This window comes from candidate division WOR-3 bacterium (genome assembly GCA_039802005.1).
Classification (GTDB): domain Bacteria; phylum Hydrothermota; class Tepidihabitantia; order SM23-42; family JAOAFX01; genus JAOAFX01.
The window spans coordinates 15457-35777 of the sequence record JBDRVV010000023.1; the positions used below are offsets into that span (position 1 = coordinate 15457).

The window sequence follows — 20321 nt, forward strand, 5'->3', positions numbered from 1 at the left end:
CTGAAATGTCCTGAATCAAGTTCAGGACAGGGTGACAAATTAAGGTTATGACACAACTTCTGAAGGTTTGCCCTACTGCGAAAAAGCATTCAATCCAGCAGTATGTAGCCGCAGCCTTTAGGGTGCGAAAGCTCTTTAGATGTAGAAAGTTTTATCCGCAGGCTAAAGCCTTGCAAATAAATCTTTATTATCAGACAATGTTTTTTCGTAATTTCGGGGCGAGACGTCCCTTGGCTGAGCGAAAAAGCAGTTGATGTATCAAAATTTATCCCTCATCCGTTGTAAATTCTTGACCATGTATCTCTTCATCTCTTTAATTGATTGTCTAACATTTTTAAAACCGGTGCTACCTTCAGAAATTTTAAACCGCACCGAAAATTCAGGTTTCATCTTCTCAGTAATTATCTCGTGCGGAAACTTTGTTTTACAACTTAGCAGATGTATAAAATTGTGAATCTCACCATTAGATTCCCTTATACATTCCGCAATAAGATTATATATGTCGCGGAACCGATAGCCATTTTTTACAAAGAATTCAACGAGGTCGGTGGCGCAAATGAAATCTGGTTTTTTCTGCCAATCCTCATTGGATTTGAATTTCGTATTAAGCAAAACCACCATTAGAATATTCAGACATTCAAGGCATTCTTTAATTTGATTAAAGAGTATCGGCTTCAATTCCTGTAAATCACGGTTATAAGATGATGTTATCCCTTTTATAATCACCAGCCCACCTGTCAAATTTCCGATTGCCTTTGCGGACTTTGCCCGCAATAATTCACATACATCCGGATTCTTTTTTTGAGGCATAATGCTTGAACCGGTGACAACCGCATCATCAAATTCCACAATCTTAAATTCATTGGTGCTGAAGATTATCAAATCGGTAGTTAGCATAGAGATATGGAGCATCAGCCGCGTAATGTAGTATAAAACATCTATCAGAAAATCACGGTCCGACACGCCATCAAGGGCATTCTCACAAATTTTATTGAAGCCGAGTCTCTTTGCAAGGAATCTTCTATCAATTGGAATTGATGTCCCGGCAAATGCACAACTACCCAATGGTGATACATTTACCCATTTATTGAGCAGCGCCAATTGTTCAAAATCACGCTGGAATTTATAGAAGTAACTGGCAAGGTAGAAAGGAACGAGTATGGGCTGTGCCGGCTGGAGATGGGTATAGCCCGGTATAATTACATCCTGGTATTTTGTTGACTGATTTAAGAGCACTTTTTGCAATTCCAGGATAACTTTTAATATTTTTTTTACTGCATCCCGACAATACATTCGTAATTCGGTTGCGATCAAATCATTTCTGCTCCGCGCGGTATGTAGTTTTTCCGCAATCAAACCGATTTCTTTCTTCAACTGGAACTCCACATTCATATGGGCATCTTCAAGTTCCGTTGCTAATCTAAATTTCCCTCTTTTAAAGTCATTCAATATTTTATTGAGTCCGTTCTTAATCTTTAAGGATTCAGATGCTGAGATAATCCGCTGCTTCCGCAACATTACGGCATGGACCAAAGAACAGGCTATATCGTATTCAACAAGACTTTGGTCATCTATAGTTGAATCAGTAAATAGCAGAACCCGACGACATACTCTTCTTTTGACCCTTCTCTGCCAGACGGGATTTTTTTCGTTCTTATGCACTCTTGATTTTCGCATATTTATTTGCGGCCTCAGCACAGGCTGCTGCAAATATATCAAATCCTTTTTCAAGCAGGCTCATCGGAATATTTAAAGCAGGAACAAATCGGATGGAAGAAAATCCGCAGGGCATAAGGATAAGTCCTTTCTGGAAGCAGTATTCGGTGATATATTCAGCAAGTTCTGCATTCGGTTTCTTGGTAAATGGGTCGGTAATAAATTCACAGGCGATAAACATTCCCCGCCCCCGCACATCACCGATGAATTCATATTTTGACTTCAGTTCCTCAAGCCGCTTTTTCATATATTTCCCTTTTTCATTTGCTGCAGCAACCAGTTGCTCTTCTTCTATCACTTCCAGTGTTGCCAGCGCAGAAGCGCAACATACTGGATTGCCGCCGAAGGTATTTGAATGGGCACCTTTTACCTTGAAATCAAATTTTGCATCGTAGATCGCCGCGCCGATTGGTAATCCTGATGCCAGCCCTTTTGCCACCGTGATAATATCCGGAATAACACCCGTATACTCTATTGCAAAGAATTTCCCGGTCCTCCCCAACCCGGTCTGTACCTCATCATCAATCAAGAGGATACCATATTTTGTCGCTATCTTTCTCAACTCCTGGATAAACTCATCCGGTGGTACAACATATCCACCCTCACCCTGTATCGGTTCAACAAGTATTCCGGCAATCTCTTCTGGTGAAACAAGTTGCTTAAAATATATCTCTTCAATTATCTTTGCACACCAGATACCACACTTTGGATACTCCTCATGGTATGCACACCGATAGCAATAGGCATAAGGCAGTTGCCAGACCCCAGGCATCATTGGAAAATACCTTTCACGCTGGACCACCTTACAGCCCATAAATGCATTGGCACCCATGGTCCTGCCATGGAATCCACCGATAAATCCTATGAATTGGTTCCGTTTTGTTGACCACTTACTAATCTTTATTGCCGCCTCAACCGCCTCTGCCCCGGAATTGGCAAAAAAGACCTTTTTAGGGAATTTTCCCGGTGTGATTTCGGTCAAATGCTTTGCAAGATTTGCCTGCACCTCATACGAAAAATCGGTTCCCGCAAAATAAATAAAATCTTTAACCTGATTTTTGATTGCCTTCAGGACCTTCGGATGTCCAATGCCAATATTTGTCACACACACTCCGGTCGTAAAATCAATAAATTTATTTCCATCAAGGTCCTCAACGATTGAACCTTTCCCTTTTTTTATGACAAGGGGAAGATGTTTGGTCGTGGTAGCAAGATATTTCTCTTCCATTTCAATAATCTTACTTCCGTTCTTTCCCGGAACCCTTTGCTTTATGTACGGGATTTTTGATTTTTTCTTTTCATCAGACATTTTTTTCTCCTATATTGTTGGTACCTGGACAACTGGTTTTTCTGACTCTGAAAACACTTTTTGTTCCGCCGAGACCTTTGCATAAACTTTAAGCGGCAATGACCATATCTCAATGAATCCCTTGGAATGTGTCTGGTCAAATTCATCTATTCCTTCATAGGTCGCAAGATTCTTTAAATAGAGTCCTTTTTCTGATGAACGACCCACAACCGTTGCCGAACCTTTATACAATTTCATCCTGACTGTCCCAGAGACATTTTTCTGGGTTTCTTCAATAAATGCCGAGATTGCCTGGCGCAACGGACTGAACCAGAGGCCATTGTAAACCAAGTCCGAAAACAAATTCTCAAGCACAGGCTTGAAATGTAAAACATCCCTGGTCAGAACCAGTTTTTCCAAATCCTGGTGTGCCTTGATGAGAATGACTGCGGCGGGTGCCTCATAGACCTCACGGGATTTTATTCCAACGAGTCGCGATTCAATATGGTCAATCCTGCCGATGCCGTGTTTCCCACCAATTTCATTTAATTGTATTATCAGATTAAGAAGGCTCATCGCGACGCCATTTAAAGAAACCGGCACCCCCTGTTTAAATTCTATCTCAATATATTCAGGCTCATTTGTTGCTTCCTGTGAGGATTTTGTCCACAAAAATGCATCTTCAGGTGGTTCCTGTGTTTCATCTTCAATCGGTCCGCATTCAATACTCCTTCCCCAGAGATTCTCATCTATTGAATAAACCGATTTCTTCTCTTCAACAGGAATATTATGCTTCTTTGCATACTCCATCTCATAATCGCGTTTGAGATTGAATTCGCGCATTGGTGCAATTACCTTCAAATCTGGATTCAATGCGGCAACCCCGCATTCAAAACGGACCTGGTCATTACCTTTGCCGGTGCAGCCATGGGCGATGTAATCAGCACCAATCCTTTCAGCAATCTTTACAAGATGTTTAACAATCAATGGTCGGGCAAGTGCAGTGGCAAGCGGATAGGCTCCTTCATAAAAGGCATTTGCCTTTAGTGCCGGAATGATATAATCCCGGACAAATTCTTCTTTGGCATCATAGATGAATGCCTGAACCGCACCAATCGTCAGGGCTTTGTCCCTTATCTCCTGTATGTCCTCATTCTGCCCCACATCAACAGTCAGGGTGGCAACCTGTGCCTGATAGTTCTCTTCTATCAGTTTGATTGCCACCGTCGTATCAAGACCGCCTGAATAGGCGAGTAAGACCTTTTTCATTATGCCTCCCTTTTGCATAATTATTCATAAAAAGTGAATAATTATATTAAAAATTGAAAGAATGTCAAGGGGAAAAATAAATGCCTAAAAATCTCAAATACCTAAATGCCTAAAAATTTACCGATGAAATCTTTTAACTGAAAATAAAGACTGTAGGACAAAGAGTGGATTTTTCAGACGCCGCCCCGAACTTGTTTCTGGATCTTGAAAATAGAATGAGATGCCGAAATAAATTCGGCATGACATTGTTCAGCATGACAAATACTAATTGCAACACAGCCTCTAAAGGTTTGCCCTACATGCTAAAAAACAATTCTAATGTAGGGCAAGGCTTTAGCCTTGCGGAATAATACTAATCCTCTAAAGGCGAATTATCATAAGGACAGGAAGAACAGTTAAGGTGCCACCACGTGGTCAGCGTAAGCCGATTCAACCCCTGTGAATGTCGGGATGAAAATGCCAAAATGGTGATGAACAGAAGATAGAGATATTATTCGGTCTTTGGTTTAATCAACAAATCTTGAAATCGCTTTTTTACTTTTTTTGTATTATCGGCTGAATCAACAACAACCAGGATTGTATCATCGCCGGCAACGGTACCAAGGATATGTTCCATCTCGGCAAGGTCAATGACCCGTGCCACGCCCTGTGCCTCTCCGGGTGGTGTTTTAATTAAAATCAAATTTCCTGTTTCTTTTATATCCCTGACAAAATTTAAAAATTTATTCTTCAATTCTTTCTCTGAAGAACTAACTTCGTCAGCAATTTTATATACATAATCACCGAGCCCCTTGGAAACTTTTATAACTCCAATCTCGCGCAAATCTCTTGAAAGCGTTGCCTGAGTAACCAGAACATCATGCTTCTGAAGTTCAGCAACAAGTTGCTCTTGAGTTGAAATCTCTTTTGACTGGATCAACTCCCGGATCTTTTGTTGCCTGACTTTTTTTACCTTATATTTTGATTGTGGCATAATAAATTATACAAATAAAAAATAAAAAGTCAAGTATTTATTAATGACACATTAAAATAAAAGGGGGTCGGCAGAACCGACCCCTGTGGAAGTTTATTTCACTTCCACTTCAATCTCTTTTGTCTTTGCCGATTCAGGCTTTGGTAAGGTTACGGTCAGAATACCATCTTTATATGTTGCCTTAACCTTATCAGCCTCCACTGCATATGGAAGGTTAATCGTGCGGGAGAATTTTCCATAGTAGCGTTCAATCCTGTGGAATTTCTTATCTTTCGTCTCAGACTCCTGTTTCCGCTCACCAGTTATTGATAGAACATCGCCTTCCACCGTAACCTTGAGGTCGTCCTTATTCACGCCCGGTATTTCAGCCCGCACCTCAATATTGCCGTTATTCTCGGCAATATCTATTGCCGGCATCCAGTTTCTAACTTCCGGGGCAAAAAATCTCCTGACCATTGAATCATACCAGCGGTCAAACTCATCATCAAACCTTACCAAATCCTGAAAAGGCTCCCAAAGTTTTAGAGTGTTCTTCATATTAATCACCTCCTCATTTTTATTTCCACCTTTTAGACAACGAAATTGTTTAAAGGTTAAATTTGAGGTTAATAATCAGAATTTCTTAATCACGGCCTCATTGGAGGCACCGACTGATATGTATGTTACCTTTAGCCCGGTATAATGTTCAATCAATTTTATATACTCTTTTGCCTCGGAAGGCAAGTCTTCATATGTTCTAATCCCTGATATATCTTTTTTAAATCCAGGTATTTCTTCATATACGGGTAAAAGTTCATCTGCAATAAATGGATCAAATTCTTTTGCGTTTGAATAACCAACCGCAATCTTCAATGTTTCAAAATTAGATAAGACATCAAGTTTGGTTAAGAATAACTCTTTCGCATTGGTTAACCGCGCCGCATATTTTACAACGGAAGCGTCAAATGGACCGCAACGTCGTGGTCTTCCAGTTGTTGCCCCGTATTCATTTCCATATTTTCTTAAATTCTCTCCAAACTCGCCTTTATCTTCTGTAGGGAATGGACCCATACCAACCCTTGTTGTATATACCTTGGAAACACCAATCACGCGTTCAAGATTCAACGGTACACCACCAGCACCAACAAATAGACCACCGGTTATTGTATGCGAAGAAGTGACATAAGGATAGGTTCCAAAATTTACATCAAGAAGTGCACCCTGCGCCCCTTCAAAAAGAATCTTTTTACCTTCGGATATGATCTGTCTTATAAAATTACCGTCATCAACGATAAATGATTTTAGTTTGTACGCATATTCAAAACACTTATCAATAACCTCATTCTCAGAGAGTGGTTCCGCATGGTATATCTCCATTAAAATAAGATTCTTTCTTGATATATTCAACCTCAATTTTTTTTCTAAGTTTTCTGGATAATACAAATCACCCAATCTTATTCCTATTCTGGCATATTTATCTTCGTAGGCAATACCTATCCCCTTTTTGGTCGTCCCTATCCCGTGTGTGGTTTCTTCTTTTATCTTATCAAGGAGTATATGATAAGGAAGTATCAAATGGCAGAAACGGGATATTTTTATTCTTTTTTCAATTTCCGAATCAAATTTTTTAAGTTCATTGAGTTCTTCAAAAAATATTGCCGGGTCAAATACACATCCCGCACCAATAAATGCAATTGTATTTTTATTTAATATTCCACTCGGAATTTGGTGGAATACATATTTGTTTTTATCACGCCAGACCGTATGCCCTGCATTGGGTCCACCCTGGAATCTAATATTTATATCAAAGTCCTTTGCCAGATAGTCAACGACCTTTCCCTTACCTTCATCACCCCATTGGAGACCAACCACTGCCGTATTCATAAGCTTATAATATTATCTATCACCTGATAAAAGTCAATAGGTTTTATATCTTACACTTAAGCCTTGTTAATTTCTACATTCCCTTACTACTATTAATAATTTTTGAAAATATACTACAATTTTTTACAAAAATTAAAAACCAGATAAGCCCGCAAATGCAGGTAAAATCAGCATCTGCATAAAATTGCAAATAATACTTGACAAAATAGAGATTTTGGATATAATGCTACCATGAAAAAATATATTTCAAATAATTTCAGCAAAAATAGTTTGTTAGTTATCCTTATAGCCATCAGGAGGCTGGGCCTTATGTCAGCCTGATTTATTTATTGGAGCGATAAGGCCCACCAGAACCGGTGGGCTTTTTTTTTAAATAAAAATGAATGAAAGGAGGTTACAATGAATAATGAAGAAAAAGAAATGGAAGACAGGTTCACACCCGAAGGGGTACCTGTCACCACGCCTATGGGTATTGAGATGAACAGAATCTTTAACCAGCCGTCTCAGAACACATACCCTAATAGTAAAACAAAGAAAAGAGGTGTGAGAACTAAAAATAGCAAACATCCTTTAAATAAAACAACCACCAAAATGGAGAATACAATTACCAATGAGATAACACAATCATTATCCGTCGTTATTATACTTATCCTACTTGGGGGTCTTTCATGGCTCTAAACGTGTATAGAGTTCAGCGAAAGACCCACCATAAAAGGTGGGTCTTTTTTTTGAACAATCATCCCGGTAATTAGCCGAATAAGAAAGGAGGTGTAGTTAATGAAAGAAGACGTCAGAGACCGATGGCATGGGTAAGGTAACGGTATATCTAAAAGCGTACGGGATGACTGTAACCGGTCGGGTGTGCATACCGATATTGTCGTTGCAAGTACCAGGGCTAATGTTGATACCTTGAATAAGTTAATATTTTCCATTGGTATGTTGCCTTCGGCAAGCGTTGGGAAAAATTCAGGACTATTTGAACCAGTGCACGGAAGTGCCCCGGGTATTGCCGGCAGGAATATCGCTAATCCCTGTGGAATAATCCTTTCCCTCGCCCTCTTATTCAGATATTCTTTAAATGAAACTCACATTGCCAAAGCAATTGAAAATGCAGTCAGCAATGTGCTTGAGAAAGGCTACCGAACTAAAGACCTTGCGGAAAAAGGTTCAAAAATATTGAGCACATCCGCTATGGAAGATTACATAAACAATGAATTGAAGAAAATACTTACCAATAAATCCTGATTTCAAGAGTATCAGACCATCCTGAAAGGGCACCTTTCTTATCCTTTGCCTGGGCACTTATGTAATAAAAGCCTGGATATGTCCAGAAATGGGATAGTGAAATTGAAGAACCGCTCGTAAAATAATTACTCCATTCAGAAATCGTTCCATCTCCCCAATCAAATCTTATCGCAATACTATCACCATCAGGGTCAACCGCGGATGAAGTGTAGTAATAAACAGAATCAACATAACCAACTGTAGGACCTATTGGAGTTGATGGCTTATTTGGTGGGTGGTTTGTTGTTGAGGAAATTGTAATCTGTTTGCTGCCAGACCAATTTGATAAAGCACCTTTACCATCCTTTGCCTGGGCTTTGATGTAATAAGTACCGGGATTTTGCCAGGAATGATACATATGGACCGGGCTGCCACCGTAAACATAATAACTCCAGGCAGATGTATCACCATCACCCCAGGAGAACCGGATTGAGATTGTATCCCCTTCGGGGTCAGTGGCTGTTGATGAAAACAAATATGAACTATCTACAAATCCAGTTGATGGTCCAGTAGGCGTTGAAGGTGTATTTGGTGGATAATTGGTTACGATTGCAATACTCTTTATTGCGGACCATGGTGAGAGCGCACCATGGATATCCTTTGCCTGTGCATTTATATAATAATTTCCCTGCGTGCTCCATGCGTGTGAATCAATTACTGTAGCATTATTAGCCACATAATTGCTCCAGGCAGATGTATCACCATCACCCCAGGAAAACCGGATTGAAATACTATCACCATCCGGGTCATAGGCATAAGTTGAAAATGAATAAAAACTATCCGGTTTGCCTGTTGATGGTCCTGACGGTTTTACTGGGGCATCGGGGTAGTTATTAGCACCGTAGAGCAAAATCCTGATTGTATGGGCTGCAGACCAGTTGGAAAACGCATTACCCTCATCCTTTGCCTGGGCAGTAATGCTATATCTTCCTGTATCGCCAAAGGAATAAGATAACGATACTGGAGAATTACTGGCAACATAATTACTCCAGGAGGATGTATCACCATTTCCCCAGGAAAATCTAATCGCAACATTATCCCCATCGGGATCATTGGCTAAACTTGAAAAGTTGTATATAGAATCTGGATATCCATAACTGAGTCCAGTAGGTTTTACAGGCGCATCGGGTGGATTATTTCCTGTCCCAGCGCAATGGACTATCCATAATATCAAAAGTGTGATAAATAAAAATCTTTTTATCATTTTTGTTTCCATAACTTTAATTTTACAAAAGAAAAAACATAAGTCAAGCGCCTACGGTAAATACTCATTCGGCGAATAAATATTATAATCAAGTGTTAACACTAAATTCTCTCCACATTTTTGAAACTCAAATGCACAATATTTGAAAGGATTGTGGAGCTTCAATATTCTACACTAAAATTAAATTGAATAACTTATAAATAACCGCAATAATAAATATCTGCCCTCCCTTGATGGGAGGGGATAATGAGTAGGGTGATTATTTCGGGATTTTCCTCACCTTTCACCCTGAAATGAACCTGTCCTGACAGCCCGCCCTGATGTAAATCAGGGACAGGTCAGGATTCAGGGCAGGCTCTTTTTTTTCCCCCATGAAAGGGTGAGGAAAGTAGAGAGGAGTCGGGTTTTAAAATAATTGACTGAATTAAAAAAACGGATATAATTTAAAGAGCAAGGAGGTAAATTGACGGTTCTTTCAGAAAAGATTAAAAATTTAGTGGAAAGAGTTGAAAAGAATAATCTCTGGCGCCAGAGAGAATGTATAAATTTGATTCCCTCTGAAACGACGCCGAGTTTATTAGTCAAACTGTGTGAAATCTCCGACCCTTCGGGAAGGTATGCAGAACACCGGACGATGAAGGGTGAAGAAATTTATTTTTATCAGGGAACTGATTTTATCAGAGATGTTGAAGAAGAATTGAGAAAGGAAATGGCAGAATATTTTGGCTGTCCGAGCATTGAATTAAGACCTATCAGTGGGCAGATGTCAAATGAGGTGGTTTTTAAGGCAATGGTAAAGTTTATAAATCGTGATAGAAAATTAGGTGAACCATTGCGCAGACTAAAACTCGTTATGAATAATGATTTAAATAAAGGCGGACATCTCAGTTCCCAACCCATGGGTGCATTATTCAACTATGTAGAAGAAGATCCCGCCACCGGTAAAGAAAATGTATTAAACTTTCCAGTAAGGCAAGATTGTATGCATAAAGCAGATCTGGATAAAATTGCCGAAATCCTGCAAAAACAAAGACCAGAGTTAATTGTCTTCGGAAAGAGTATGTTTTTACATCGGGAGCCGGTTGAGTTTGTATACAATATTGTAAAAACCTGGGCTCCAAGACCTGTATTAATGTTTGATATGGCACATGTTTTAGGATTATATGGTGCATTCCAGGAGCCATTTAAAGAAGGTGCCGATATCGTCACCGGCAGTACCCATAAAACTTTTTTTGGACCTCAGCGAGGTGTTATTGCCTCTACAATTACAAAGGATTCACCTTTCTCAAAACTCTGGATTGAAATAAAGAGCAGGGCATTCCCGGGTTCAACAAGCAATCACCATTTAGGAACCTTACTCGCATTACTTATGGCAACCTATGAAATGAATGCCTTTAAAAAAGAATACCAGACCCAGGTCATAAAAAATGCTAAGGCATTTGCCCGTGCATTAAAGGATTGCGGTATAGATGTTGAAGGAGACGAAAAAGAAGGGTACACAGAGACACATCAGGTCGTGATAAGAGTAAAGAAATATGGTAGCGGTAATGAACTGGCACGCAGGTTGGAAAATAATAATATAATTACAAATTATCAGGCTTTACCTGATGACGAAAGTTTTCTTGATGCCAGTGGTGTGAGAATGGGTGTTCAGGAGATGACAAGGTTTGGAATGAAAGAAAAAGACTTTGGCAGTCTTGCCGAAATGATTGCCGATGTAATTATAAGGAACAAAAATGTCAAAGAAGAAGTAAAAAAATTCCGTGGCAAATTTGCAAGTATGCAATATTGCCTCCCTGCTGAAGAAGCAATTCCGTTAGCAGTAAAAATCTTCTCAAGTGTTTTTCCTGATATTGAATATTTTAAAATTTTTGTGAAAAACTTAGAAATTTTTTTAAAGTAGAAAGATACCCGACATAATTTGTTATTTATGAATAAGTTGGCAAAAAAATTAGGAGAAATGCTGTCAAAGAAAAATCTTATTTTGAGTGTCTGTGAATCCTGTACCGGTGGCATGCTGGGCAGTATCATCACCACCGTCCCTGGAAGTTCAAATTATTTTAAGGGTGGTATAATTGCATACTCAAATGAAATCAAGAATAAAATTATCGGTGTTAAAAAAAGAACACTAAAAAATTTTGGTGCGGTGAGTAAACAAACTGCAAGCGAGATGGCAATGGGCATAAAAAGGATTATGGGCACTGATGCTGGTATCGCAATAACTGGCATTGCCGGTCCGGGTGGTGGAACAAAAAATAAACCCGTTGGTCTTGTTTACATTGGAGTTATTTTAAATAAAAAAATAAAAGTAAAAAAAAATATTTTTTCTGGAAACCGCCAGCAGATAAGGGAAAAGGCTTGTGAGCAGGCATTGAGATTATTAATTCAAATGCTCGAGGAGGAAGAATGAGAACATTTATTGCCGTTGAGATACCAGAAAAAGAAAGAAAACCCATCTGGACATTGATCACCGAACAGAAAAAGAAAAACCTGCCGATAAAGTGGGTTGAATTTCAAAATCTTCATATCACTTTGAAGTTTCTGGGCGAAATTGATGAAAAAAAATTGGAAAGAATGATTCCATTGCTATCAACGATCAGTGGCAAAACAAAATCATTCAAAATGTCTCTGGAAAATATTGGCTGTTTTCCCGGGATAAGAAATCCAAGAGTTTTGTGGGTTGGCGTGATTCAGGGGTCCGATGAGTTGATTAAACTGGCTATAGACATAGAAAATGAGTTATACAAAATCGGAATTAAAAAAGAAGAAAAGAAATTCCATCCTCATCTTACAATCGGAAGGATAAAAACACCATGCAATGTGGAAGATATTATAAGTCAACCGATTAAAATCGATGAATTTGATGTAAAAGAATTTATCTTATTTAAATCAACACTTCAGCCCTCCGGACCAATTTATGAAAAATTAAAGAAATTCCCTTTACTCTGAAGGTAACTCAGGGACTACCTTTATACCCCGTTTTGAACCAGGGGTATTATCAAACACTTCAACTATGTAAAATAACAGGAGAGGAAATACTCTGGGAAATTTACCATGCATATACTCGTGGGCAAGGTTTACAAACTGCAATAATTTTTTTTCAGAAGGTAGTGCGGCATCGTCGTCAGGGTGGATAACACGGGCAATCGTCCTCAATTCATAGGTTGGTATATCCATAAATACAATTGTTGCAACAGGATTCTCCATTATATTTAAAAAAGTATGGGTCTCAAAATCATCTGTGGTATATAATTCAAGCGAAGTCTGTTTTCGCCAATCAAAAAAATCAGCATTTTCATATAGCGATCTCAACACATCCATTTTCTCAGGCATTTTTTTATCAAAAGTACTTTTCAAAAGTTCAATTGCTTCGTCTAATTTTTCATCCTTTGGTGCAAGACCAGTTCCTTTTACTGCGTTATTTAAAGAAAACTGCGAATCAAATCTTTTAAGGCCATAAGTCGCAACGACACCCGAATGCGGACCGCCCAGTTCCGGCATTTTACCAGTCTTTATATTGTCAATAAATTCAAGCCTTCTTTTCAGATTCCATTCTATGAATTCTTTATTCGCTTCAATAAGATTATATACCTGCCATTTTCCATCAATCTTTGCTTTAATCTTCCCTGAATTATATAAAGAAAGGTCCACCGACTTCTGAACAAATTTACCATTCTGCCAGAAGTTCTTTTTTGAATGTTCCCATTTACCGGCCCATAAAAATTTAGGTAAACTTTTAAAAGATAAAAAAGTGCTTATAAAAAAACCAAGTGATTTAAGAAAATTTCTCCTTGTCATTTATTACCTCCTGTGTTTTTCTTCCATCATTTTTAAAAATTTTCTAACAATATCAGGATCAAGTCTCGTTCCACTAAAGGATTTAATCGCTTCCATGGCCCCTTCATTAGAAAACGGCTTGCGATAAGAACGAATAGTTGTCATTGCATCATAAACATCGCAGACCGCAAGAATCCTTGATTCTAAAGGAATCTCATCCCCTTTCAAACCATCTGGATAACCTGTACCATCATAATTCTCGTGGTGATGTCTTATTATCGGCACAACACCTTTTAGACCCTCAATCTGTTCAAGCATCTTTGCTCCTTCAACTGGATGCCTTTTGATTTCAGAAAATTCAAATTCATCAAGCGCACCCGGTTTATTCAATATCGCTTCACTTATCCCAATTTTCCCTATATCATGCAGTAGACAAGCCCAGTAAAGTAATTTCTTTCTACCATCAGCAATTTCAATTTTGTCTGCCAACTTCATTGCCAGTTCGGTCACCCGTTCGGAATGTCCACGGGTATACGAATCTTTCACTTCCATCGCCAGAACAAATGCCTTTATCGTCTCCGCGTAACTTTTTTCTATTTCTTCGTAAAGGATCGCATTCTCAAGAAATGTCGCAATTCTGTGGGCAATATCATCAAGCAGATCTATCGTCATCAAATCAAAACGATCTTTAAGCTTGCTCTGAAAATCTATCACCCCCAGAATCTTTGCCCCTGAAATAAGCGGGATTGCTATTTCCGATCTTACACCTTCAATTGCTGAAACATATCTATCATCTTTTTCTACATCTGCCACATATATCAATCGCTTTGTCTTCATTGCTTCACCAACAATGCCACGATTTAATGGTACGTATTCAAATCCGGGTTTTATCTTGACATTGGGAGTTATTGCCTTTATTTCAAGTCTCTCATTTTTTTCATCCGGAATTAATATCGTGGTTATAAGGTTTCCCAAAGCCGAATCAATCAAATTTACTGCAGTCTTCAATAGTTCTTCAATACTCAATATACTGCTGATGTGATACTCAATTTGATAAAGCAAGGTTAAATCATTAATCGCCTTATTCAATTGTTCAAATAAACGTGCATTATAAATTGCAATTGCAGATTGTCCTGCCATAAGTTTTAAAAACTTAACCACGCTGTTCGTAAAGATATTCTTTCTATATTTGTCCCAGCACATTATAATACCAAGGAAATTATCTCTAATCATAAGGGGAAGTGCGATAAAAGAATCGACCTCCATATCCGACGACAAATTGGCTCTGTTAAACTTCTTTAATAATTTCTTATATTCTGCGGTCAACATAACTTTCTTTTGTCTATAAATTTCAGAAAGAATCATTGAATTATTAATACTTACTGTTGGGTGTTTATCTACACGTTTTCCATTGTGAATAAAAAACACCGGGTTCAAACTATGCCTTTCCTGGTCATAAAGATCAATCCTTAAATTTCTTACCCTGACAATTCGCTTTACCTGTTCGTACATTTTATTGTAAAGTCTTTCCGGATTTAACTCTGTGGCGACAATCCGATTTATGTCATCCACCATTTTTAATCCATGTACCTCATCACTCATGGTTTTAAGAACTGCATAACTATGAAGACAAATTCCAAGCATCCGCAATTCTTTGTTTATTTTTGCTATCTGTTTAGCATTTAATTTTTTCTTCGGGAATTGAACGATCAATAAACCAATAATATCTCCATTGAATTTGACCGGGAAAAACAGAATCCTGCCCGGAATATTATCAAATAGTTTATATTCATTCTTTTTGTTCAGAGAAAAAAACTTTTTTGAAAATTTTGGAATAGGCATGTCTCTGCCCAATTTTAATATTTCAGCATTTTTTAAATTTATATTTTTACCAACGGCAATTAAACGGTGCAATAATTTTGTTTTTAGATCATAAGTATATATAGTGATGCTTTTTGCACCTGATTTTTCAATAAAATAGCGTGCAATTTCATTGAGATATCGCTGGACCTCTCTCAATGATGCCCGCTGAAAATTCATTTGGTTATTATATTTAAATACACTTAAATGTCAAGCAGAAAAATTATGCTTGACAAGGACAAAAATTTATAGATAATTGAACTATGGTTATGCATATTGAACGCTCCCATCCCGGGAATTTGAAAATCTATATTGAAAATTTTTTAAAAGGAGCCTGTGTGTGGCTATAAAACCGAAAAAAAATGATAAGAAAATAACTACAGACAAAGAATCCAGTTCAGTTTTAAACTCAGTTATAAGCGACCTGCAGACAGAGAAAGGCTATGCAGTGTTCGCCGTAGGTAATGAATTTTATTGCATTGACCTTGATACCATATTTGAGATTTTGCACGATTTTGCTATAGTGCCGGTCTCACATCTACCAAAATATTTTGAAGGAGTTATAAATTTAAGGGGAGAATCAATTCCCGTGGTCAATTTAAAAAATCTCCTAAATATCAGTTCAGCAATAACCAATTTTCAGGTGTGCATAGTTATCACATCCGGTGGTGAAAAAACAGGATTTCTGGTAGATTCAGACATAGAAATAATAAAATCTTCTGAATGCCAGTCGTTTGCCCTGCCTGATTGTTTTAATGCAGAAGAACAAAAATTTCTTGATGGAATAATTGAATATAAAGGAAGGTTGATTGGAATCATAAAATTAAACCAAGCCTTAAAAACGCTCACGGAATGGAGGTTAAAAAATGAAAATAAATAAAAATTTGTTTCCCTTTTTGGGTTTTTTAATTCAGGCTTTTATTTTTTTACCGGTTGCCCGAAAATTAATGTTAGTTCAAGGTAACTACACCGTTTATTTAATCATTATTGCCATAAACCTTTTCTACAATCTGTTTTTCGGATTTAAACACTCCGCAAAAAGAATCTTTCAATTCTTTTTCTTTACCACACTTTTGGGATTTATAATTTCGGGATTGCTTTACCATCATTATTCTGATACATTACTGTCGCTTTCTGTTTATGGTTTGATTGCAGCCTTATTTGCAGGTATAATCCAGTACCACCTCAAAAAGCTCCTGTTTGAAAAAGAAGAAAGCAGTTATCATTTTGGTCTGGAAATAATCCTTTCCTTTTTTGCACCGTCTGCATATATGCTCAGTCTGTTTTCACCCCTATCACTTATCCAATCAATACAATTATTTGCCATTTTACTAATTGTTTCAATTCTTGTGGGGTTCATTATCACTATTTCACTCAATACCATTCTAAATCAATTCAAAAGAAAAATTTTTGAGAAATCGGATAATGTAGAACACTTAAATTGTATTCCCTTGCTAAAACAAATTTACTACACCTGCAATGAATTCTTCACCAGAACTGGCTCTTCACTTGAAGAAATAGAAAGTTTAAGTAAAGAGATCAGGAGTTCCGCTGAAGACCTTTCTTCTGCTTCTGAAGAGATGAACGCATCTCTTGAAGAAGTTTCTTCCACCGTCCAGCATATTGCCAAAGGAGCCCAGGACCAATCAGAGGCAATCACATCAATCGCACACTCTATTGAAGAACTTGATAATCTTACGACATCAATCTCTTCCCAGGTAAAAATGGCAAATGTGTCTTCAAGAAGAACAACGGAATCAGCTAAAAAAGGAATGGAATTTACAGTCCAGCAGGCAAAAATTCTTAAAGATATCTTTGAACAAACAAAATTAACTGAGGAAAAAATGGCAAAACTGCGGGATCAGGCTACAGAGATTAAAAAAATTGTTGATATTATTCAAGGAATTACAGAACAAACCGACCTCCTTGCTTTGAACGCAGCAATTGAAGCAGCCAGGGTGGGCGAACAGGGAAAGGGTTTTGCAGTTGTTGCGGATGAAATCAGAAATCTTGCAAATGAAACTCAACGTTCTTCAACAACGGTAGAAAATCTAATTAATGAAATAAATAGAACAACCGAAGAACTCAATAATCTTCTAAACCTTGAGCGAGGAAAAATAGATGAAGCAAACATATCTGCAAGTCAAACTGAAGAAGAATTTACTGGCATTGTTAAGGCAGTAAATCTGGTTACCGATATGATAGGTAGAATAAATGATGCAGCTGCAAACCAGTTAACCCATACGAAGGAATTGGTTAAAAAAGTAGAACAGGTTGCCCAGGTTGCAGCTGATACTGCTGCGGCAACCGAAGAAGTCTCGGCAGCAGTAGAACAACAAACCGCTTCAATGGAACAGTTTACTTCTACTGCCCAAATACTTTCGCAGGTTGTCTCAAAATTGAATGAAATAATCAATCAATTGAAAAAGTGAACTATTATCTCTATTATCAGATAGGTAAAATAAAAATGGCAACCGATATTAGCGAGGTGAAGGAAATCCTGCGTCCGAAGAAAATCAATTTTGATGAGAAGTTACCGAAGAATCTTGCAGGATTTTGTGAATTTCGCGGGAAAAGATTATACATCTTTGACCTACCAATATTTTTGGATATTGAACAAGGGAAAGAATTTGAAGTCATTATCTCCGAAATCAATAATGCACTCATAGGGTTTAAGGTTGAAAAAGTATACGGAATTGTTACCACCAACGAGATATTTCCTTATCCGGAAATCACACAAGCAAAGGATTATTTAATTGGAATAATAAAAAAAGATGAAGAGATTATCCAGTTGCTATCTTTTTCAAAAATTATATCAGGCTCACGCCTGAAAGCAATTCAAAAATATCTGTGAAGATAGGTTTTGTTCAATTCAGCCCCGACTTTGGTAACAAAGAAAAAAATTTTGAAAAGGTAGATAATCTTTTAAGCAATGTTACTGCTGACCTAATTGTTTTGCCCGAGTTATTTAATACCGGCTATCTTTTCTTAAATAAAGAAGAACTGGTAGAAATGGCAGAGCCGAAAAAAGATGCTGAGACCTATGATTTTATTTTGGATCTATGTAAAAAGAAAAATTGTGCAATCGCTTACGGATTTGCGGAAAAGGATAATGACAATATATATAACTCGGCAATCCTACTCTCTTCTGAAGGAATTATTGGACATTATCGTAAGACCCACCTCTTTTTTGAAGAATGGTTCATATTTACACCTGGCAATCTTCCCTATCAGGTCTTTGAATACAAAGGAGTAAAGATTGGAATTTTGATTTGCTTTGATTATATTTATCCTGAGGCAATGAGAACCCTTGCATTGAAAGGTGCCCAGATTGTTGTCCTTCCAGCAAATCTTGTCTTACATTTCTGCCCCGATGCCATGGTCACAAGATCAGTAGAAAACCGCATTTTCACGATACTTGCTGATAGAACTGGGGTTGAAGACCGTGGAACAAAAAAACTTAAATTTATTGGCAGGAGTCAAATCGTCGCGCCAAACGGTGAGATCTTAATAAGAGTTGGTGATGAAGAATGTGTGAAAGTAGTAGAGATTGATCCTCTAATTGCCCTCGATAAAAAAGTAACACCGCATAATGATATTTTCAAGCAGCGGCGTGAAGACTTATATTTCCTTTGATAATATCTATCTTGCAAAAAATATTTAATTGAGTATAATAGCGTATGAGTGGTATTGTTGGTTTAATTTCAAGAAAAGATTGCAAAGAAAATCTCTTTTATGCAACAGATTATCATTCGCACCTTGGCACCGAATATGGTGGAATTGCAATTTATGATGGCAAAAAAATAACGAAAAAAATTCACAGCATTGCCAAGGCTCAATTCAAATCAAGATTTTATGAAGATATTGACTTTATGCAAATGCATGGGAATGCGGGCTTGGGCGTTATAAGCGATCGCGATACACAACCATTGATTATGAGATTAAAATTTGGTGAGTATGCAATATGTGGCACCGGCTACATTGATAACCAAAATGAAATTGCCAGAAAGTTAATTCAGGAAGGAATTGTTTTAACAGAAGTTTATGACGATCGGGTAAATCAGATTGAACTTGTCGCCCATCTCATAAATAAAGGCAAAGAGCTGATTGATGGTATTGTGTATATGTTCAGTCAAATTGAAGGTTCAATGTCCCTTTTACTTTTAGGAAAAGAAGGAATCTATGCGGTGCGCGATAAATACGGAAGGACTCCCTTAATTCTGGCAACCCGTAATAGTGATAAAATTGTAGTTTCGGAAACCTGTTCTTATAAGAATTTAGGTTTCAAGACCGAAAAATTTTTAGGACCGGGTGAAATACTTTTATTAACCGAAACTAACATAAAACAAATTAAAAAACCCACCAATGATTTGAGATTGTGCACATTCTTATTTGTCTATACAGGATTCCCGGCATCTGAATATGAAGACAAAAATGTTGAGGAATTCAGAGAGGAATCGGGCAGATTAATGGCGCGGAAGGACAATGTAAATGTTGATATGGTCGCCGGAATTGCTGACTCAGGAACTGCTTATGCCCATGGTTATTCCTACGAATCAGGAGTGCCCGTTAGAATCCCCCTTTTGAAATACACACCGGGATGGGCAAGAAGTTATGTCCCACCTTCTCAGGAAATAAGAAATTTGGTGGCACTTATGAAACAAATCACGGTGGAATCCTTAATTAAAAATAAAAAAATCGCAATAACCGAGGACTCTATCGTAAGAGGAACACAATTAAAAAATTACCTGCTGGTTAAGTTATGGAACGCCGGCGCAAAAGAGATACATGTAAGACCGGCTTGTCCCGCTTTGATGTTCCCCTGCAAATTTCTCTTTTCAACCAGAACACTTGACGAACTCTTTGCCCGAAGAGTTTTAAAACAAATGTTTGGACACCATCCAAAGGACATCACACCCTACCTTGACACAGATTCAAAAGAATATAAAAAAATGCTCAAACAGATGGAAAAAGAACTGAATATAACATCGCTGAGATATCAAAGATTAGAAGATATGATTTTGGCAACCGGATTATCAAAGAAACAACTCTGCACATATTGTTGGACTGGTAAAGAAATCATTTAG

19 protein-coding genes are annotated in these 20321 nt (G+C 37.8%); 10 read left to right on the top strand and 9 right to left on the bottom strand.

Features of this window, described 5'->3' with window-relative positions; genetic code table 11:
* Window positions 1-258 precede the first annotated feature (258 nt).
* From argH to ABIL69_08230, 6 genes are all read right to left on the bottom strand, one after another.
* Entirely contained in the window at window positions 259-1677 is a 1419-nt protein-coding gene (argH, locus tag ABIL69_08205; protein ID MEO0123965.1) for an argininosuccinate lyase, read from the bottom strand.
* The gene (locus tag ABIL69_08210) at window positions 1655-3025 is read right to left on the bottom strand and encodes an acetyl ornithine aminotransferase family protein (protein MEO0123966.1); all 1371 of its coding nucleotides are present in this window, start codon (window positions 3023-3025) and stop codon (window positions 1655-1657) included. Before ABIL69_08210 ends, argH begins: the two co-directional genes overlap by 23 nt.
* Before the next feature lie 9 nt (window positions 3026-3034).
* Window positions 3035-4273 (bottom strand): argininosuccinate synthase, encoded by a 1239-nt coding sequence (locus tag ABIL69_08215; protein MEO0123967.1) that lies wholly within the window; start codon window positions 4271-4273, stop codon window positions 3035-3037.
* A 490-nt stretch (window positions 4274-4763) separates the two neighbouring features.
* Window positions 4764-5246 carry an arginine repressor gene (argR, locus tag ABIL69_08220; protein ID MEO0123968.1) on the bottom strand — a complete coding sequence of 161 codons (483 nt, stop codon included), beginning with the start codon at window positions 5244-5246 and terminating at the stop codon, window positions 4764-4766.
* A 93-nt stretch (window positions 5247-5339) separates the two neighbouring features.
* Window positions 5340-5783, bottom strand: coding sequence for an Hsp20/alpha crystallin family protein (locus ABIL69_08225; GenBank protein ID MEO0123969.1), 444 nt, complete (start codon window positions 5781-5783; stop codon window positions 5340-5342).
* A gap of 75 nt (window positions 5784-5858) precedes the next feature.
* Window positions 5859-7109: an adenylosuccinate synthase gene (locus ABIL69_08230; GenBank protein ID MEO0123970.1), complete on the bottom strand. Its 1251-nt coding sequence runs from the start codon at window positions 7107-7109 to the stop codon at window positions 5859-5861.
* A 399-nt stretch (window positions 7110-7508) separates the two neighbouring features.
* On the opposite strand from ABIL69_08230, the gene ABIL69_08235 reads away from it, so the two are divergent.
* Both ABIL69_08235 and ABIL69_08240 read left to right on the top strand, forming a co-directional pair.
* The gene (locus ABIL69_08235; GenBank protein MEO0123971.1) at window positions 7509-7787 is read left to right on the top strand and encodes a hypothetical protein; all 279 of its coding nucleotides are present in this window, start codon (window positions 7509-7511) and stop codon (window positions 7785-7787) included.
* 183 nt (window positions 7788-7970) lie between these two features.
* The gene (locus ABIL69_08240) at window positions 7971-8354 is read left to right on the top strand and encodes an isocitrate/isopropylmalate family dehydrogenase (GenBank protein ID MEO0123972.1); all 384 of its coding nucleotides are present in this window, start codon (window positions 7971-7973) and stop codon (window positions 8352-8354) included.
* Here ABIL69_08240 and ABIL69_08245 read toward each other — a convergent pair.
* The gene (locus tag ABIL69_08245) at window positions 8338-9609 is read right to left on the bottom strand and encodes a hypothetical protein (GenBank protein ID MEO0123973.1); all 1272 of its coding nucleotides are present in this window, start codon (window positions 9607-9609) and stop codon (window positions 8338-8340) included. The two genes, ABIL69_08240 and ABIL69_08245, sit on opposite strands and share 17 nt — an antisense overlap.
* Window positions 9610-10060: 451 nt before the next feature.
* Here ABIL69_08245 and ABIL69_08250 point away from each other — a divergent pair, with 451 nt between their 5' ends.
* The 3 genes from ABIL69_08250 to thpR are packed head-to-tail and all read left to right on the top strand — an operon-like array spanning window position 10061 to window position 12546.
* On the top strand, window positions 10061-11500 hold the full coding sequence (locus tag ABIL69_08250) for a hypothetical protein (GenBank protein MEO0123974.1): 1440 nt from the start codon (window positions 10061-10063) through the stop codon (window positions 11498-11500).
* Window positions 11501-11527: 27 nt separating this feature from the next.
* A complete protein-coding gene (locus ABIL69_08255; GenBank protein MEO0123975.1) occupies window positions 11528-12007 on the top strand; it encodes a CinA family protein in 480 nt (159 codons plus the stop codon).
* Window positions 12004-12546: an RNA 2',3'-cyclic phosphodiesterase gene (thpR, locus tag ABIL69_08260; GenBank protein MEO0123976.1), complete on the top strand. Its 543-nt coding sequence runs from the start codon at window positions 12004-12006 to the stop codon at window positions 12544-12546. Before ABIL69_08255 ends, thpR begins: the two co-directional genes overlap by 4 nt.
* On the opposite strand, the gene ABIL69_08265 is transcribed toward thpR, so the two are convergent.
* Both ABIL69_08265 and ABIL69_08270 read right to left on the bottom strand, forming a co-directional pair.
* Entirely contained in the window at window positions 12538-13395 is an 858-nt protein-coding gene (locus ABIL69_08265) for a hypothetical protein (protein ID MEO0123977.1), read from the bottom strand. The two genes, thpR and ABIL69_08265, sit on opposite strands and share 9 nt — an antisense overlap.
* A gap of 3 nt (window positions 13396-13398) precedes the next feature.
* Window positions 13399-15414: an HD domain-containing phosphohydrolase gene (locus ABIL69_08270; protein MEO0123978.1), complete on the bottom strand. Its 2016-nt coding sequence runs from the start codon at window positions 15412-15414 to the stop codon at window positions 13399-13401.
* Between the two features lie 160 nt (window positions 15415-15574).
* Here ABIL69_08270 and ABIL69_08275 point away from each other — a divergent pair, with 160 nt between their 5' ends.
* Genes ABIL69_08275 through ABIL69_08295 form a run of 5 tightly spaced genes read left to right on the top strand, consistent with a single transcriptional unit; the run spans window position 15575 to window position 20321 of the window.
* Window positions 15575-16114, top strand: a complete 540-nt coding sequence (locus ABIL69_08275; protein ID MEO0123979.1) for a chemotaxis protein CheW — start codon at window positions 15575-15577, stop codon at window positions 16112-16114.
* Window positions 16101-17666, top strand: coding sequence for a methyl-accepting chemotaxis protein (locus tag ABIL69_08280; GenBank protein MEO0123980.1), 1566 nt, complete (start codon window positions 16101-16103; stop codon window positions 17664-17666). The genes ABIL69_08275 and ABIL69_08280 overlap by 14 nt, the downstream gene beginning before the upstream one ends.
* Window positions 17663-18088: a chemotaxis protein CheW gene (locus tag ABIL69_08285; protein ID MEO0123981.1), complete on the top strand. Its 426-nt coding sequence runs from the start codon at window positions 17663-17665 to the stop codon at window positions 18086-18088. Before ABIL69_08280 ends, ABIL69_08285 begins: the two co-directional genes overlap by 4 nt.
* Window positions 18085-18870 carry a nitrilase-related carbon-nitrogen hydrolase gene (locus ABIL69_08290; protein ID MEO0123982.1) on the top strand — a complete coding sequence of 262 codons (786 nt, stop codon included), beginning with the start codon at window positions 18085-18087 and terminating at the stop codon, window positions 18868-18870. The genes ABIL69_08285 and ABIL69_08290 overlap by 4 nt, the downstream gene beginning before the upstream one ends.
* A gap of 44 nt (window positions 18871-18914) precedes the next feature.
* Window positions 18915-20321 (top strand): amidophosphoribosyltransferase, encoded by a 1407-nt coding sequence (locus ABIL69_08295; protein MEO0123983.1) that lies wholly within the window; start codon window positions 18915-18917, stop codon window positions 20319-20321.

What these genes read in the sequence shown, in the direction of transcription:
- ABIL69_08295 (MEO0123983.1), top strand. Translation starts at nt 18,915, where the DNA reads ATGAGTGGTATTGTTGGTTTAATTTCAAGAAAAGATTGCAAAGAAAAT.
- argR (MEO0123968.1), bottom strand. Translation starts at nt 5,246, where the DNA reads ATGCCACAATCAAAATATAAGGTAAAAAAAGTCAGGCAACAAAAGATC.
- ABIL69_08280 (MEO0123980.1), top strand. Translation starts at nt 16,101, where the DNA reads ATGAAAATAAATAAAAATTTGTTTCCCTTTTTGGGTTTTTTAATTCAG.
- ABIL69_08245 (MEO0123973.1), bottom strand. Translation starts at nt 9,609, where the DNA reads ATGGAAACAAAAATGATAAAAAGATTTTTATTTATCACACTTTTGATA.
- ABIL69_08225 (MEO0123969.1), bottom strand. Translation starts at nt 5,783, where the DNA reads ATGAAGAACACTCTAAAACTTTGGGAGCCTTTTCAGGATTTGGTAAGG.
- ABIL69_08265 (MEO0123977.1), bottom strand. Translation starts at nt 13,395, where the DNA reads ATGACAAGGAGAAATTTTCTTAAATCACTTGGTTTTTTTATAAGCACT.
- ABIL69_08230 (MEO0123970.1), bottom strand. Translation starts at nt 7,109, where the DNA reads ATGAATACGGCAGTGGTTGGTCTCCAATGGGGTGATGAAGGTAAGGGA.
- ABIL69_08270 (MEO0123978.1), bottom strand. Translation starts at nt 15,414, where the DNA reads ATGAATTTTCAGCGGGCATCATTGAGAGAGGTCCAGCGATATCTCAAT.
- argH (MEO0123965.1), bottom strand. Translation starts at nt 1,677, where the DNA reads ATGCGAAAATCAAGAGTGCATAAGAACGAAAAAAATCCCGTCTGGCAG.
- ABIL69_08210 (MEO0123966.1), bottom strand. Translation starts at nt 3,025, where the DNA reads ATGTCTGATGAAAAGAAAAAATCAAAAATCCCGTACATAAAGCAAAGG.
- ABIL69_08255 (MEO0123975.1), top strand. Translation starts at nt 11,528, where the DNA reads ATGAATAAGTTGGCAAAAAAATTAGGAGAAATGCTGTCAAAGAAAAAT.
- ABIL69_08215 (MEO0123967.1), bottom strand. Translation starts at nt 4,273, where the DNA reads ATGAAAAAGGTCTTACTCGCCTATTCAGGCGGTCTTGATACGACGGTG.
- ABIL69_08235 (MEO0123971.1), top strand. Translation starts at nt 7,509, where the DNA reads ATGAATAATGAAGAAAAAGAAATGGAAGACAGGTTCACACCCGAAGGG.
- thpR (MEO0123976.1), top strand. Translation starts at nt 12,004, where the DNA reads ATGAGAACATTTATTGCCGTTGAGATACCAGAAAAAGAAAGAAAACCC.